14 protein-coding genes are annotated in these 15,771 nt (G+C 63.2%); 6 read left to right on the top strand and 8 right to left on the bottom strand.

Going from position 1 to position 15,771, the window contains the following annotated elements; translation table 11 throughout:
* Positions 1 to 84 precede the first annotated feature (84 nt).
* The gene (locus ACQ5BM_RS03300; RefSeq protein ID WP_429807755.1) at positions 85 to 3,258 is read right to left on the bottom strand and encodes a bifunctional diguanylate cyclase/phosphodiesterase; all 3,174 of its coding nucleotides are present in this window, start codon (positions 3,256 to 3,258) and stop codon (positions 85 to 87) included.
* A 296-nt stretch (positions 3,259 to 3,554) separates the two neighbouring features.
* Here ACQ5BM_RS03300 and ACQ5BM_RS03295 point away from each other — a divergent pair, with 296 nt between their 5' ends.
* Positions 3,555 to 3,815: a DUF1344 domain-containing protein gene (locus ACQ5BM_RS03295; protein WP_113538088.1), complete on the top strand. Its 261-nt coding sequence runs from the start codon at positions 3,555 to 3,557 to the stop codon at positions 3,813 to 3,815.
* A 47-nt stretch (positions 3,816 to 3,862) separates the two neighbouring features.
* Here ACQ5BM_RS03295 and ACQ5BM_RS03290 read toward each other — a convergent pair whose 3' ends face one another.
* The 4 genes from ACQ5BM_RS03290 to ACQ5BM_RS03275 form a co-directional block, all read right to left on the bottom strand.
* Positions 3,863 to 4,447 (bottom strand): histidine phosphatase family protein, encoded by a 585-nt coding sequence (locus tag ACQ5BM_RS03290; RefSeq protein ID WP_429807752.1) that lies wholly within the window; start codon positions 4,445 to 4,447, stop codon positions 3,863 to 3,865.
* Between the two features lie 48 nt (positions 4,448 to 4,495).
* Complete coding sequence (gene fabI, locus ACQ5BM_RS03285; protein ID WP_113537991.1) at positions 4,496 to 5,314, bottom strand: enoyl-ACP reductase FabI; 819 nt, start codon at positions 5,312 to 5,314, stop codon at positions 4,496 to 4,498.
* Positions 5,315 to 5,521: 207 nt separating this feature from the next.
* Positions 5,522 to 6,628: a DnaJ C-terminal domain-containing protein gene (locus ACQ5BM_RS03280; protein WP_429807748.1), complete on the bottom strand. Its 1,107-nt coding sequence runs from the start codon at positions 6,626 to 6,628 to the stop codon at positions 5,522 to 5,524.
* A 208-nt stretch (positions 6,629 to 6,836) separates the two neighbouring features.
* Positions 6,837 to 7,289, bottom strand: a complete 453-nt coding sequence (locus ACQ5BM_RS03275) for an RT0821/Lpp0805 family surface protein (RefSeq protein ID WP_173515824.1) — start codon at positions 7,287 to 7,289, stop codon at positions 6,837 to 6,839.
* Positions 7,290 to 7,360: 71 nt separating this feature from the next.
* Here ACQ5BM_RS03275 and pdxH point away from each other — a divergent pair, with 71 nt between their 5' ends.
* On the top strand, positions 7,361 to 8,050 hold the full coding sequence (gene pdxH / locus ACQ5BM_RS03270) for a pyridoxamine 5'-phosphate oxidase (RefSeq protein ID WP_429807745.1): 690 nt from the start codon (positions 7,361 to 7,363) through the stop codon (positions 8,048 to 8,050).
* Between the two features lie 104 nt (positions 8,051 to 8,154).
* On the opposite strand, the gene ACQ5BM_RS03265 is transcribed toward pdxH, so the two are convergent.
* Positions 8,155 to 9,213, bottom strand: coding sequence for a polysaccharide deacetylase family protein (locus ACQ5BM_RS03265; RefSeq protein WP_429807743.1), 1,059 nt, complete (start codon positions 9,211 to 9,213; stop codon positions 8,155 to 8,157).
* Between the two features lie 237 nt (positions 9,214 to 9,450).
* Here ACQ5BM_RS03265 and ACQ5BM_RS03260 point away from each other — a divergent pair, with 237 nt between their 5' ends.
* On the top strand, positions 9,451 to 10,725 hold the full coding sequence (locus ACQ5BM_RS03260) for a serine hydrolase (RefSeq protein WP_429807740.1): 1,275 nt from the start codon (positions 9,451 to 9,453) through the stop codon (positions 10,723 to 10,725).
* Between the two features lie 193 nt (positions 10,726 to 10,918).
* On the opposite strand, the gene tldD is transcribed toward ACQ5BM_RS03260, so the two are convergent.
* On the bottom strand, positions 10,919 to 12,334 hold the full coding sequence (gene tldD, locus ACQ5BM_RS03255; protein ID WP_429807736.1) for a metalloprotease TldD: 1,416 nt from the start codon (positions 12,332 to 12,334) through the stop codon (positions 10,919 to 10,921).
* A 186-nt stretch (positions 12,335 to 12,520) separates the two neighbouring features.
* Complete coding sequence (locus ACQ5BM_RS03250; RefSeq protein ID WP_429807733.1) at positions 12,521 to 13,717, bottom strand: winged helix-turn-helix domain-containing protein; 1,197 nt, start codon at positions 13,715 to 13,717, stop codon at positions 12,521 to 12,523.
* Positions 13,718 to 13,890: 173 nt separating this feature from the next.
* Between ACQ5BM_RS03250 and ACQ5BM_RS03245 the strand changes: the two genes are divergently transcribed.
* Genes ACQ5BM_RS03245 through ACQ5BM_RS03235 form a run of 3 tightly spaced genes read left to right on the top strand, consistent with a single transcriptional unit; the run spans position 13,891 to position 15,768 of the window.
* The gene (locus ACQ5BM_RS03245; protein WP_247957981.1) at positions 13,891 to 14,571 is read left to right on the top strand and encodes an energy-coupling factor ABC transporter ATP-binding protein; all 681 of its coding nucleotides are present in this window, start codon (positions 13,891 to 13,893) and stop codon (positions 14,569 to 14,571) included.
* Complete coding sequence (locus tag ACQ5BM_RS03240) at positions 14,565 to 15,167, top strand: CbiQ family ECF transporter T component (protein WP_429807729.1); 603 nt, start codon at positions 14,565 to 14,567, stop codon at positions 15,165 to 15,167. Before ACQ5BM_RS03245 ends, ACQ5BM_RS03240 begins: the two co-directional genes overlap by 7 nt.
* A 37-nt stretch (positions 15,168 to 15,204) precedes the next feature.
* Entirely contained in the window at positions 15,205 to 15,768 is a 564-nt protein-coding gene (locus ACQ5BM_RS03235; protein WP_429807726.1) for a biotin transporter BioY, read from the top strand.
* The last annotated feature ends 3 nt before the right edge of the window (positions 15,769 to 15,771 follow it).

The following is a 15,771-nucleotide window of genomic DNA, read 5'->3' as shown; positions in this document are numbered from 1 at the left end:
CCGTACGTTTCGTACGCGGATGCCCTCTCTTAGTGGAAAGCCGGGGACGGGGAAAGACTTTTGCGCCTGCTGCCGTCGCCTTCGTCACGAAGCCAGGCGCAGGCCACGCTCGGTGGCAAAGGCGAGGAACTTCTCCGAGCTCAACGGCCTGGCGAAGGCATAGCCCTGCAGAACGTCGCAGCCGAGGATGCCGAGCATTTCGGCGTGCGCCATGGTCTCCACGCCCTCGGCCACGGTCTCGATGTTGAGCGAGCGGGCAATGTCGATGATCGAACGGACCAACGCCTGCTCCCTGCGCGCGCTCAAGACCGGAACGACGAGCTGCCGATCGATCTTCAGCCGCTTCGGCTTGATCTTCAGCAGGCTGACGATCGAGGTGTGGCCGGTACCGAAGTCGTCGAGTTCGATATCGATGCCAAGCTTCTTGATGCCTTCGATATTGGTGGCAACGATGTCGTCGCTCTCGTCGAGGAAGATTGATTCCACCAGTTCGAAGCAGATCTTGCCGGGCGCGATGCTCAGGCCCTCGAGAGAGGACAGGAGGTCGTCATCCTGAAGCCGCTTGGCCGAGACATTGACCGAGATCTTCGGCACCCGCACACCGGCAGCGGCCCACCGCATCTGGTCGGCCAGCGATTTTTCGAGCACGAGGCGGTCCAGCGCCGCCGTGACGTTCAACTCCTCGGCAATGCCGAGAAAACGATCCGGCGTCAGGATGCCCTCACGCGGATGGTTCCAGCGCACCAGCGCTTCCACCCCGCAAAGCGCGAGCGTGGTTGCGTCGAACTGCGGCTGGTACCAGGGCTCGAACTCGTCGCGCTCGATGCCTTCGAGGATTTCGTCCGCGATCCGCTTGGCGGTCACCACTTCCGCCTGCAGCACTTCGGTGAAGAACTGATAGCGGTTACGGCCCGCCTCCTTGGCGCGGTAGAGGGCGATGTCGGCATTGACGAGCAGCTTGCGCGCATCGATCTCCGCGCCGCGGCCGACCGCAACACCGATGCTGACGCCGAAGCGGCAGGGAAAGCCGTTGTAATCGACCGGCTGGCGCATCGCGGCAATGATCCGGTCGCAGCGCGCCGCCAATACCGCCTCGCCCGGCGCGCCGATGGCGGCGACCACGAACTCGTCGCCGCCGATGCGGGCGATGATGTCGCCGGGCGACGTGTTTGCCCGGAGGATTTCGGAGGCGTGGATCAGCATGGCGTCGCCGGCGGCATGGCCAAGTGTGTCATTGATCTGCTTGAAACGGTCGAGATCGATATGAAGGATAGCGATATCCTCGCGATCACCGACCCTTGCCAGGCGCTCCAGCGTCTTGTCGAGCATGCGGCGGTTTCCGAGGCCGGTCAGGGGATCGTGAAGGGCGTTGTGCTCGATCCGCACCCGTGCCTGTTCCAGCTCGGCGTTCTTCGCATCCGCCATCGCCTTGGCCGCGCGCAACTGTTCGGTCATCAGCACGTCTTCGGTGACATCGAGCGCCATGCCGACAAACTTGCGCGCGCCATCCGGCGCCACATGCAGCTTGCCGACCGACCGGATGTGGCGAACGCCGCCGGCCGGCAGAACCACGCGCGCCTGGTGCACGTAGGTCTCGTCCGCCGCAATGGCGCGGTTGACCGCGTCCAGCGCCGGCGCCCGATCTTCGGGATGAAGCGCGGTGAGCCACGTCTCCTCATTGGTGATCCCATCGGTATAGACGAGACCGTAGAGCTGGTGCATGCGGTCGTCCCAATAGGTCAGTCCGCTATCGAGATCGGCCTCCCACATGCCGCATCGATAGGAATCGAGCGCCAGGTCGAGGCGGCGCGAGAGCAGTTCAAGGTCCTGCTCGCGCTCGTAAAGACCCTTCAGGGCCTGCTCGAGTTCGAGATTCTGCTGATCGACCTGGGCCTTGGCCGCAGTCAGCCGCTCGGTCTTCATGACATCGTCTGTGACATCCCAGCTAATGCCGGTGACCTTTGCACGGCCGTCGGCACCGCGATGGCCGGAGCCGACGTTGCGGATATGGCGCACCGCACCGTCAGGTAGGACGACCCGGTATTGCGAGCGGTATTCCAATCCGTCGTCCAGACTGCGGAACAGCGCGTTGGCGGCGATGCAGATATCCTCCGGGTGCACCGTTGCGCGCCATTCCTCATAGGTCGGTTCCTCCAGGTGGACCTCAAGCCCATGCAGATGGAACATGCGATCGTCCCAGGAGCGCTGCTGCGTTTCGACGTCGATCTCCCAGATACCGATCTTGGAAGCGTCAAGCGCGAGGTTCAGCCGGTGAGACAGCGTCATCAGCTCCCCTTCCCGCGCCTTCAGTTTGGCAATGTTGCGCTGCCGCTCGTTGACGAGCCCACCGGTCAAAAGGATCGGGATCACCACGATGGCGACCGCGGCGGCGATCGCCAGGCGAATGCTCTCTATGTTTTCGGGAAGCTGATCCCAGCCCCCGATCGGCATGGCCGCGAGCTCCCAGGCGCCGCCGGCCAGATCGAGCCGGCGCGTCACCGGCGCCTTGCGGAAAAGCGCGTCGTCGCCGAAGAACGCATCCTGGATCCGCTCCTGCTCGGAGATATCCCTGATCGCGAGGTGAACGTCGATGTGCCGATGATCCTTCATCAGTTCCGGTGCTTCGCTGCCGGCCTCCAGGAGGCGCGCCGCGTGATAGAGCACCTTCTCATCGATGATGGCCTCGACATAGCCCCAGCGCTCCATGCGCCCCTGGATCTTGGAAAAGACCGGCAGGAAAAGTTCGAAACCGTTGCGTCCACTCGGCAGGCGAATGGGGCCGATCATCACCGGCCTCACCGTCGACGACGCCCGCTCGATGGCGTGTCTCGTCGCGCCGAACCTGTTGAAATCGGTGCCAACGAACCACTGCTGGCTCTCACGGGGAAAGGCGATCCACACCACGGCGCCGGGCGCGGCCGAAGCGCGCACCATCTGCGGGTTCTGCAGCAGGAGCTTCGTTGCCATGACGGTAAAATCGTCAGGCGTCATCGCCGGGTGCACGCCGATGCTGTTGGCGAAGCCGTTCAGCGCCGCAATGTTGGTGTTTATCGCCGATTGCAACCGATTGGCGATAAGGTTCAGTTCATTCTCGACGTCGATCCGGAGATCATTCTGGAAATTTTCGCGATTTTGCCGCTCGTAGACGTAGCCGCCGGCAAAGACGACGAGGCCGGCGATCACCGCTGGTATCAGCGATGGTTTCGCAAATCTGGCGGCCGCCCGAACGCGCTGGCGCAGAACGTCGATGATCTTCAATCTCTTCCCCTCGAATCCCCAACCAAAGGTAGCGAGCGAGTCTTAAGATTGGCTTTCGTCACAAATCCTTGGAAAACCCCATGATTCATGGGGAAATCGGCGCTCCGCCTCCCCGGCTTCGGCGCCCACCCGCTTGAAAAAAGCGGTGTCGCCGTCCAGTCTTCCGGCGTCGGACGGCCCGTCAAAAAACCGGGGCCTGACGGCCAAAAGCCAAGCTACAAGGCAATTTTTGCCACAATCGGGGGCCAAGGGTGATGACAGGGATGTTCGCAGAATCGTTGAAGAGGGCAAGAAAGATGCGTTTTGTCATTGCCGCGCTCATGGCCACCGCCGGCTTGCTTTCGCCTTTATCCGCTCTTGCGGAAAGCGCCGATGTGGAAGCTACCATTACGGGTGTCGATACCGAGCGTCTCAGCCTCCAGCTCGATGACGGCAAGAGCTACCAGGCGCCTGAAGAGTTCAATTTCGAGGGCCTGAAGGCAGGCGTGAAGGTTCTGGTCTTCTACACGGAAGTCGATGGCAAACGGGTCATCAACGACCTCGAAATCGTGCAGTAAAGCAGCGATCCGCCCTTCTCTCCGGGGCGGCTCCTTCATTTCAGCGGTCAGATCCAGCCAATGGTCCCGCCGGAAATACGCAGAAGGCGATCCTGCGGGATCGCCGCAGACGCGGCCTCCTCGGCCTCCATTTCTCCAAAGAGCTTGAAAAGCGATCGGATGACACCGCCATGGCTGACGCACACGGTCGGCTTGGTCACATCCTTGAGCCAGGCGGCAACACGCCAGGACAGAATCTCATAACTCTCGGCATCGGGTCCCGGCGGGATGAAGTCCCATTTCACCGCGCGCCGTTCGGCGATTCTTTGCGGCGCCGAACGCTTGAGTTCTGGAAGCGTGTGCCCTTCCCAGTCGCCGAAGGAAACTTCCTTCAGCCGTTCGTCCGTCCGGTAGACGGTGGGATCGAGCCCCATCGCCAGCCTCACGCGCTCCATGGTCTCGCGCGTGCGGCCAAGCGGGCTCGCGACGAAGTCGAAATGCGCGGCGTCGGTGCCGAGGATAGCGGCAAGCGCTGCGCCATTGCCGGTCGCCTGCTGGCGACCGAAATCATTGAGCGGGATGTCCTTCTGCCCCTGGAGCCGGCTTTCGGCATTCCAGTCGGTCTGTCCGTGACGGATCATATAGATCAGCACAACATGTCTCCGGGCAGCAGGCCGTCGACCGAACCCGTGCAGGTTCGGTCAGTCCTTGATCACGGAGATATCGGGCGCGTCCACGGCCTTCATGCCGACGACATGGTAACCGCTGTCGGCATGGTGGACTTCACCGGTAACCGAACGCGACAGGTCGGAGAGCATGTAGAGGCCGACATCACCGACTTCTTCGATCGTTACGGTCCGGCGCAGCGGCGCGTTGTACTCGTTCCACTTGAGGATATAGCGGAAGTCGCCGATGCCGGAGGCAGCCAGCGTCTTGATCGGGCCGGCCGAAATCGCGTTGACGCGGATGTTCTTCGGGCCGAGGTCGACCGCGAGGTACTTCACGCTGGCTTCGAGCGCAGCCTTGGCGACACCCATGACGTTGTAGTTCGGCATGACCTTTTCGGCGCCGTAGTAGGTCAGGGTCAGCATCGAGCCGCCATCGGTCATCAGCTTTTCAGCGCGACGGGCGACCGAGGTGAACGAGTAGACCGAGATCTGCATCGTCTTGGCGAAGTTCTCGGGCGATGTGTCGACGTAGCGGCCGGTCAGTTCGTCCTTGTCGGAGAAACCGATCGCGTGAACGACGAAATCGATCTTGCCCCAGTGCTTTTCGAGCGTGTCGAAGACGGCGTCGATGCTGGCCTCGTCGCTGACGTCGCAATGACCGGCCATGAAGCCGTCGATCTCGGCGAGCAGCGGCTCGACGCGCTTCTTGAGTGCGTCGCCCTGATAGGTCAACGCAACTTCACCACCCTGCGCGTGGATGGCCTTGGCAATGCCCCATGCGATGGAACGGTTGTTTGCAACGCCCATGATGACGCCGCGTTTGCCCTTCATCAGACCGGATGCCTGAGCCATGGTAAGTCCCCAATACTATTTCCAGCAACTGCCGGCGCCGTTGCCGATTCACAAATGTCGCAGACGCACCGCCGGAACGGGTGCGGCAAAATGTCGAGAATTGCCTATGGCATAGCCGCCGGAGTGGTTCAAGCGCGGCCGACATCAGGAACTGTTAGTCCCCGTAATATTGGTTCAAAGTGTCAGAGAACTGTCACAAATGGACCGTCACAAATAGAGTCCGTCGCGTTGCGACTTCATCAGATCGGTCACCTTCTCATCCGGCGTGTCATTCAGAACCAGGCGCAACTCGACCAGGAGATCGCCGTGGGTGCCGTAGCTTCCGGGCAGGCCTTGGCCCGTGAGGCGGATGGTCTTGTCCGACCCGGACCAGGCGGGGACGACGACGGTCACCGGGCCGACCGGCGTCTCGATGCGCTCCTCGCAGCCGAGGACGGCGCCCTGAAGATCGATCGACAAGGTCGTCAGCAGATCAAGACCGCGGGTGCGGAAAGCGCCACCCTGATTGACCCGAAGCGTAACGACCACGTCGCCACGACTCATGCCGGTGACGCGATAGCCCTGTTCAGCAAGGCGAATGGTCTGGCCGTCGACGGCACCCGGGGGGATTTGAACCTTCAGGCTCTCGCCATCCGGAAGTTCGACTGTCAGGCGCTGGCGATTGATCAGATCCTCGATGCTGACGGCCAGATCGAGGGCCAGGTCGGGCACCTTCTCGGCGGTCTTCGCGGCGCGACCGCGGATGCGCCGGACGATGGCTGCGACGAGTTCGGCTGCGGGCGCTGCGGCGCGCTGCATGAACGGCGATTCCGCCTTGGCGGTGGCTTCTTGCGGCGCCTCGGCCGCGGGTTGAGGCTTTGCCTCGGTTGTCTGAGTAGGCCGCTCCGGTTCCTTCGCCGCTGCCGGTTTCGGCGCTGGCTTGGGCGACGGGTTTGACGTGGGCTTCGGTGACGGCCGGGCCGACTTGGCCCGCGCCTCCGCACCAAAAATCTGCGAGATGGCGTCCTCGGCGGTCTCCGCGTCGACAGGCGCCTCCTCCTGCACGTTACCGCGCATCTTTGCCTTCATCGCCTCCATGCGACGTAGCTCGGCCTCACGGCGCGCATAATCGTAGCGGCTCCTGAGCTTCGGATCACGCAGAAGTTCGTAGGCCTTGCCTGCCTCGGCAAAGCGCTCGGCCGCCGTGGGATCGTCCTGATTATGGTCCGGATGCACGGCCTTTGCCAGCGAACGCCAGGCCGCCTTGATTTCGTCTTGGCCGGCATTGCGCCGGACACCGAGGATCACATAGGGATCACGCATGGCTTCTACCATCTTCTCTGATCGGCGGCCTCTCCCTGACGCCCGCCTTATGCCCCGATTGAAGGCGTCCTTGCCGCCCGTCCACTGAGCACCGATGATCCGGAGAACTTGCTAAATAGTGGTTAGCCGCAGCGGCGCTGCGCGCCCTGGAATGAGCGCCAAGGACGATCGTTCGCACCTTTAGAGAATTGTGGTTAATCGCCGATTTCCGAGCCTTGACTCAATCGCGCGGACCGAAGCTCGTCAGATACCAGGCGCCATCGCCGCCCTGGCACGTGCTGCCGTCGAACTTTGCGATACCCTCATAGGAATGGCGCGTCGTGGTGAAGCGGCGGCAGAGCATGCCGCTCGCGCGGTCTTCCTGAATGCTGCTGATGACACCGGCACTGCCCGAAGTCGCATTGGCCCAGGGGATCGGGTTGATCATGCCGCCGCCTAGTTCCGCCGAAGTCACGGCATTGCGAACCATCACGGCGTCGGAGAGACCATCGGACGTCTTGGCAACGGGAACGGTACCGGTGGAGACCGTGCGGTCGACGCTGCTGCCGAAGAGGTCGAGCCCCGCGCCCATGCAGCCGGAAAGCGCCAGGACCGGCAGGCAAATTGCCGCGCTACGCAGCAAGGCGAAGGAATACCCCTTCTTGGCGTCGATCCACTTTGCTATGTCTTGCACGGCAATCCTGTCAGACTCGCTGGAGCCGCACGTTTCTCGACAAGGTCAACATACAGGCTCCGACATTTTCGATGCGGAAATACCGGTCGGGCTCATCCCGAAGCATTTCCGCGCCAGACATCACGGCATTGGAACGCAATATGGCGGCGAATGAGTTAACAAGCGGTGACTTCACCGAATCAAATGAACCCTTTTCCCTGTTTGGCACATGGCTGAAGGACGCGGAAGGCAGCGAAATCAACGACCCGAATGCGGTCGCTCTCGCCACCGTCGACAGCGACGGATTGCCGAATGTCCGCATGGTCCTGCTGAAGGGCTTCGACGAGCGCGGCTTCGTTTTCTACACGAATTTCGAGAGCCAGAAGGGCCAGGAAATCCTTGGCGCCCGCAAGGCGGCCATGTGCTTCCACTGGAAATCCCTGAGGCGGCAGGTGCGCGTGCGCGGTCCGGTCGAGATCGTCACCGACGAAGAGGCGGACGAATATTTCAAGAGCCGGCCGCGCGGCAGCCGCATCGGCGCCTGGGCATCGAAACAGTCGCGCCCGCTTGAAGGCCGCTTTGCGCTGGAAAAGGCCGTCGCCGAATACACCGCCCGCTACGCGCTCGGCGAAATTCCGCGCCCGAGCTACTGGTCCGGTTTCCGCATCCGCCCGACATCGATCGAATTCTGGCACGATCGTCCGTTTCGGCTGCATGATCGGTTGGAATTCCGCCGGGCAACACCCGAGGGCGGTTGGGAAAAGGTACGGATGTATCCGTGATTGGCCGCCGTTCAGGCGTCCGCTGCTGCATGTTTCCTTTGATCGTAGCCCATTGAAGGACGAAAAATGCAGCACTTCGAAATGCTGCAGCGACCATTGTGCGTCTAAAGCGCGCGGCGCTGCAGGCGGAAAGGGATGCCCGAGGCCAGTGCCGAGACGTAACGGGCCCGCTGGAAATGACCATTCAGCGAAATGCGCGGCAGCGCGTGAAGCCGGGAGTGGCCCCGTGCGGCCAGCGTACCGGGTTGGGTCGTGACCGCGAGAGTAAAACCGAGATCGGCGACGATCCGATGGTCGCGCCGCGAGACCGCCGGTGCGTCGCCATAGGGATAAGCGAAGGTTAGGGGCCGGCGACCGGTGATGGCCTCGATACGCTCCGCCGACTCGCGGATCTCTCGTCTGGCATCCGCGTCGCTCAGGCGTGCAACGGAGCGATGGCTGATCGTGTGGGCGCCGAGGCTTGCCAGCGGGCTTTCGATCAGCCGCCGCAACCCCGTCTCATCCAAAGTCAGCCGTTCGGTGATCGCCAGCGGATCGATGCCGTGTTCGATCGCTGCGGCGTTCAGCAATGCAATGGCCGTCGCCTCATCGCGGCCATGAAGGAACGCCGCGACACGATGGAAAGCTGCCTGCTTTTCCGCTGCCGCGCGCGTCTGCAGTGTCTCGACACCGCGGCCGAAGTCGAAGCGCATCGTCTCGTTCGTCGCGAGCAGGTCGGCGAGCGTTTCCCACCAGAGCGTATGGGTGCGGTCGATGAAGCCGCCGGTGACGAAGACGGTGAAGGGCACCTGGTGGCGCTCGAACACGGGCAGCGCATGCTCGATATTGTTCCGGTAGCCGTCATCGAGCGTGAAACAGGCGATCGGCCCGCCCCCCGCGGCCAGCGCATCCGGCAACTGTTCGAGCGCGACGAAACGATTGCCGTCGCGCTTCAGCGTCGTCAGCGTCGCGTCGAGGAATTCCGGGGTGATCTCCAGATGGCCATTGGGATCGAAGGCACGCACGAGCTTCGGCCGGACGTGGTGCAGCGTGAAGATGGCGCCCTGCCCGCGCGCACCAGCCATCAGCCCGGCGCGGCTCAGCCCTCCGGCGACCTCCAGCCCGCCGGCGATCGCGGCGCGGCGAACAATCGTTCTGATCGTGTTCCTGATGGTCGGCCCCATGTTTCCCCGTGCGGCGCCAGAGCGTCCTTCGTACCGCGCTCTGCAGGCTCCAAGGTTAACGAGGAGGGCGTTAAACCTTGTTGAACGAGAGAACATTTATCGCCCATTTACCACAACCTCGAAAACAGGGTAGGACTGTCACATTCAGCCCTAAAGTTGCAGCAAAGACACGGATCTTGTCACAAAACGAAACAGCATCGCGCCTGTGACCGATGGCGCTTTTCGACGGGGATAGACATGAGAGCTTTGCGCTGCCTCCTGCTGGCGACCTTCGCATTCGCACTTGGGTCGGCGACAGCGGTCGCCGGGACCGCCTCGCTGGTGCTCGACGCGCGCACGGGCAAGGTTCTGTCGGCAGAAAATCCTGACGTCCTCAACCACCCGGCGTCGCTGACCAAGATGATGACGGTCTATTTGGCCTTCGAGGCGCTCAAGCGTGGAGAACTCTCCTGGGACAGCAAGATCAGGGTCTCGAAGGCTGCGGCGGCCAAACCGCCGATGCGCCTCGGCCTCAAGCCCGGCATGACCATCACGGTCCGCGAGGCGGTGCTCGGCATGATCGTGCGCTCGGGCAACGATGCGGCTGCGGCCATGGCGGAAAAACTCGGAGGTTCAGAAGCGAATTTCGCACGGATGATGACCGCCAAGGCGCGGCAGCTCGGCATGGGCAAGACGGTCTTCATCAACGCCTCGGGCCTGCCGGCGAGCAAGCAGGTGACGACGGCACGGGAAATGTCGACGCTGGCGGTCGCGCTGATGCGCGACTTCCCGAAAGAGTATCAGCTCTTCGCGACCGAGAGCTTCAATTTCCGCGGCCGCAAGGTTCGCGGCCACAACAACCTGATGTATCGCTACGATGGCATGGACGGCATCAAGACCGGCTATACCAACGCTTCCGGCTTCAACATCGTCAGCGCCGTCAAGGACGGCAATCGCCGGGTGGTCGGCGTCGTGCTTGGCGGCAGAACGGCACGCAGCCGCGATGCCAAGATGGCGGCGCTTCTCGATCGCCATGTCGGCAAGGCGGCAAAGGGCGGACGGCAGCTCGTGGCGTCGACGCGCGGTGGCAAACCGGCCGAAAGTGCAGTGGAAGTGGCATCCGTAGCAACGGCCGAAGCTCCGATGCCCTACGCCGCGCCGCAGCGCGCCAAGCAGGATTCCGTTGCGGCGCTGATCGCAGCGACATCCGCGACGACGATCCCCGCGGAACGGCCGACCGAGGTCACCGAGATCGAAAATACCGCGGCGACGCCCGTACCCGGCGGCTGGCAGATCCAGATTTCGGCGGCACCTTCGGCTGAGGCGGCGCGCATGCTGCTTGCCCAGGCGCGCTCCGAAGCGGGCGCTCCGCTCGCCGGAGCCACGCCCTATACCGAAGCTGTCGGCAAGGGCGCAAATGCGGTCTATCGCGCCCGCTTCGTCGGCTTTTCGAGCCGGGACGCGGCGGCGGCCGCCTGCAACGCGCTCAAGCAGCGCTCCTATGATTGCATGATGCTGCCGTCACGAGGCTGACGGCGGCGGCTCGACCGCGCCGCTATTCGATTGCGGTATTGCGGAAGCGATTGGCAAGCCACCAGTCGCATTGCTGCTCCGTGTCCAAGGAGCAGTCCTTCCTCGCCAGCATCCCCTTCGAACCGTCGTTCGTGGCCAGGCGTTGCGGTCTTCGGCGACAGAAAGGACAGCACGAAGACCGCCATCGCTATTCCTATGCCTGCGTGCCGCCGACTGTGATCTGGTCCATGCGCAGGTGCGGCTGGCCAACGCCGACGGGCACCCATTGGCCGGCCTTGCCGCAATTGCCGATGCCGGTGTCGAGTTTGGTATCGTTGCCGACCATGGTCACCCGCTTCATCGCGTCCGGACCGTTGCCGATCAGCATGGCGCCCTTCACCGGCGCGCCGATCTTGCCGTTCTCGATCAGGTAGGCCTCGGTGCAGCCGAAGACGAACTTGCCGGAGGTGATGTCCACCTGGCCGCCGCCGAAGGAGACGGCATAGATCCCCTTCTTGACCGAGGCGATGATTTCCTCGGGCGTGCGGTCGCCGGAGAGCATGTAGGTGTTGGTCATGCGCGGCATCGGTACATGGGCGTAGCCCTGGCGGCGGCCGTTGCCGGTGGGCTGCATGCCCATCAGCCGGGCGTTTTGGCGGTCCTGCATATAGCCGACGAGCTTGCCGTCCTCGATCAGCACGTTGTAGCCGGACGGCGTACCTTCGTCGTCGATGGAAATGGAGCCACGACGCGCCTCGATGGTCCCGTCGTCGACGACGGTCACGCCCTTGGCCGCAACCTGTTCACCCATAAGGCCGGCAAAGGCCGAGGTCTTCTTGCGGTTGAAATCACCTTCGAGGCCATGGCCGACCGCTTCATGCAGCATGACGCCCGGCCAGCCGGATGCCAGCACCACGTCCATGGTGCCGGCCGGCGCGTCGATCGCCTCGAGATTGACCAATGCCTGGCGCAGCGCCTCATCGGCGCCCGTCTTCCAGTTTTCCTCCGTGACGAAATCGCCGAAGCCACGGCGTCCGCCGGTGCCGTAGGAGCCGCTCTCCTGCCGGTCGCCGTCGCCGGCGACGACGGAAATATTGATGCGCGTCATCGGCCTGACGTCGTGGACGCGATGACCATCGGCCCGGAGGATATCGACGACCTGCCAGCTCGCCGCGATCGAGGCGGTGACCTGGCGGACCTTCGGATCCTTGGCGCGCAGATAGGCGTCGATCTCCTGCAACAGCGCAACCTTCGCCTCGAAGCTCGGCTCGCCGATCGGGTTTTCGTCGCCGTAGAGCTTCTTGTTGGTACGTTGTGGCGCTGCGGCATAGGAGCCGGCGTAACCACGCGTTACCTGCGCCACCGCGTCGGAGGCTCGGCGGAGGGCCGACAGGGAAAGCTCGCCGGAATGGGCATAGCCCACCGCCTCGCCGGCGACGGCGCGCAGACCGAAGCCCTGGTCGGTATTGAAGCTTCCGCCCTTGAGGCGACCGTTGTCGAAGGACAGCACCTCGGCCTGGGCATGTTCGAGGAACAGTTCGCCGTCGTCGGCAGCGGCGAGCGTCTCCGAGAGAACCTTGCGGATCGTTGCCTCGTCGGCATCGAAGAGGCTCATCAGATCGGTGTTCATGTGCTGCGCTCCCGCATCAAGATATCTATGGCCTCCATTTAGGAAGGCCGCGGGTTCAAGCCAAGGAAAATCTCACTTAGAGCGGGATGAGGAAAAGTATATGCGGTTGCCCGCCCGCATCCGGCCCTAACCCACGAGAGACGATCTCGATGACTTTTTGGTCGATGAGACCAAAATCATCGTGATCTAAAGCGCCGCGTTCCAGCCTTCGAGGCGCTCGACTCGATCGACGCCAGCGAAACGGGCGACACGGTCGAGCTCCGCATCGATGCGTTCCAGGCGGCCCGCCGACGCCCGGACGCCTTTCTCGAGCCAGAGCTTGCGGACGTCGAGGCTGCCGCGCTTGCGGTCCGCCTTCATGTCGATGCGGCCGATCATCCGATCGCCTTCGATCAGGGGAAAGACGTAGTAGCCATATTCGCGCTTGGCCTCGGGTACGAAGATCTCGATGCGATAGAAGAAGCCGAACAGGCGCTCCGTGCGGCTGCGGTCGCGCAGCAGTGGATCGAAGGGGCTGAGTACCCGGACACGGCCCGGCGGTTCGGGAATATCACCCAGCGTTTCCGGAAAACCGGTGAAAGCAAAGGCGGCGCGCGGACGCCCACCATCGATCGCCTCGATCGCGACTTCATCGAGCTCGTCGCGATGCTCGGCAACCCAGGCCTTGGCTTCATCGGGAGACACCAGATCCCAGAAGGCGGCGATCTCGCCGTGGGTGGCAAAGCCCAGGCGCTCGAGCGCGCTGCGGCAGGCCCAGTCGATGAACTCCTGATGACTGACGTCGCCATCCTGATGATGCGGCGGGATCACCCGCTCGGTCAGATCATAGACCTTCTGGAAATTCTCGCGCCTTGCGATCGCCAGCTTGCCCGTGCGCCAGAGCACTTCGAGCGCCGTCTTCGAGGGATGCCAGTTCCACCAGCCGCCGGACTCGTGTTCGGCTTCCTTGAGGTCGCGGGCGAGCACCGGGCCGCCCTCGGCGATGCGCTGATAGGTCTCGTCGCAGCCCTTTTCGAAGCCTTCGCCGCGCCATTTCCGCCAGCGCTCGACAATCGTCTCGCCCTCCCATTTGAAGCGATGCTTCCAATAGCGGAAGAAGCTGCTCGGAATGATCGAGGCATCGTGGGTCCAGTGTTCGAACAGATCGCGGTCGTCTTCCAGCAGCGCGGTCAGATGCTCGCGCCGATAGGTCTGGTTGCGGGCAAACAGGATCTGATGATGGGCGCGCTCGACCGTGGCGATGCTGTCCACCTGCACAAAACCGATGTCGTGGATGAGTTTGAGCAGCCCCTCCTTGTTGAGCGCACGGTTCGGCGCACCGGAAAGGCCCTGCTTGGCGAGGAAGATGCGACGGGCGTCGCTGTTGGAAAGGCGAATCGTCATGGCGACAAGAATAGGCTTTTATTCCCATAATTCAAATTGGAACAGGCTGAGGAAACGTGCGCCGTATTCCTTCCGCATCCCGCTCCTGCTCCAGACACCGCATTGCCCTTGTTGTCGGACTTGGCCTATAGAGCAACCCGAAAACGGCGCGAGCCGAAGACAGCGAGGACGGAATGGACATCCGCTTTACCGATTGCGCGGTCCGCTTCGGCGAGCGGGTGGCGTTGCACCCCCTGACCCTCACGCTCGGCGAGAGACGCGTCGGCATCATCGGCCTCAACGGTTCCGGCAAGACCACGTTCGCCCGGCTGATCAATGGCCTGGTCAAGCCTTCCGCGGGCCGAGTCACGGTCAACGGGCTGAATACCGTCGAAGATGATCGCGCCGTGCTTTCCGAAGCCGGCTTTATCTTCCAGAACCCGCAGCACCAGCTCATCATGCCCATCGTTGCCGAGGATATTGCCTTTGGCTTGAAGAACCGCGGCCTTTCGCGCGAGGAAATCGATCGCCGCATGCAAGGCGCGCTGTCGCGCTTCGGCATCGAACATCTGGCGCGACGGCGCGTGCATGAGCTTTCGGGCGGCGAAACCCAGCTTGTCGCCATGGCGAGCGTCGTCGTCACCGACCCCAAGATCCTCATCCTCGACGAGCCGACGAACCAGCTCGACCTCAGGAACCGGCGCCGGGTGGCCGCGGCAATCGATGAATTGCCGGAAGATACGGTAGTGATCACCCACGATCTCGCGCTCGTCGAGAACGTTGACCGGCTGCTGCTCTTCCACGAGGGTCGGCTTGCCGCCGACGGCAACCCACACGAAACGATCCGCCACTACCACGAGATCGCCGGATGCTGACGAGCCTGCACATCGAGGGCGATAGCCTGCTGCACCGCCTGCCGGTGAGGTTGAAGCTCATTGCGCTCCTGATACTCAGCATCGTGCTTTTCCTCAGCGCGTCTCTTGCGCTTCAGGCAATCGCCTTCGCCATTGCCGCCGGCCTCTATCTGTCGGTCGGGCTCTCCTGGAAGGAGGCGTTCAAACGCGTCGGCTTCGTCTTCCTGACGATCTTCCTGGCTGCCGTCAACCTCTTTCTCCTGCCGGTTGCCGAGGTCGCGGCTTTGACATTGCGCCTGATGGCGCTGGTGCTGTTCGCCGCCGCAGTCACGGCAACGACGACGATCAGCGCCTTCATGGACGAAGTCACCATCCTGCTGACGCCGCTCGAACGGCTGGGCTTGGTGCGGGCGGCGGATGTCAGCCTGGCGCTGGGGCTCGTGCTGCGCTTCGTCCCGGATATCTTTGCGCGCTACGAGGCGATCCGCGAGGCCCATCGCGCCCGCGGCCTGCCCGTCAGGCCGTTGACGATCATCGGCCCGCTCATCATCCTGACGCTTAAGGATGCCGATACGATTGCCGCGGCAATTGACGCGCGCGGCTTTCGCCGTCAATAAATTCGCACCCACTAATACACAAGGGAACCGGACCCGCATGAATACCAGAGACCTCGTCCTCATCGCCCTCTTCGCCGCGATCGTCGTCGTGCTCGGCCTCATCCCGCCGATTACACTCGGCTTCATTCCCGTGCCGATCACCGCACAGTCGATGGGCGTTATGCTCGCCGGCTGCATTCTCGGCGCCAAGCGCGGCGCGCTTGCCTTCCTGTTGTTCCTGCTTCTGGTCGTCATCGGCCTGCCGGTGCTTTCGGGTGGGCGCGGTGGCCTGGCGGTGATCGCCGGACCGTCCGGCGGCTTCATCATCGGCTGGGCCGTCGCTGCTTTCGTTACCGGCCTCATTGCCGAGCGCATGGTGCGCGAGGGCCAGGCGGAGATGCGCCAGTTCATCGGCTTCTTCCTCGCCTCGGTCCTCGGCGGCATCGTCGTGCTCTATGCGATCGGCATGCCCTGGGTTTCGGCGGTTACCGGCACGCCGCTCCTGGCGGTCGCCACCGGTTCGCTCGCCTTCATTCCAGGTGACCTCTTGAAGGCCGCGATCGCGACGCTTGCCGCGCGCGCGGTCTATGCCGGCTACCCGTTGCTGCCGGTTCGCACCTGAGCC

This window comes from Ensifer sp. B1-9 (genome assembly GCF_050474445.1).
Lineage (GTDB): Bacteria > Pseudomonadota > Alphaproteobacteria > Rhizobiales > Rhizobiaceae > Ensifer.
The sequence above is the reverse complement of the archived record's forward strand: the minus strand, read 5'-3'. Positions and strand labels throughout refer to the sequence as shown.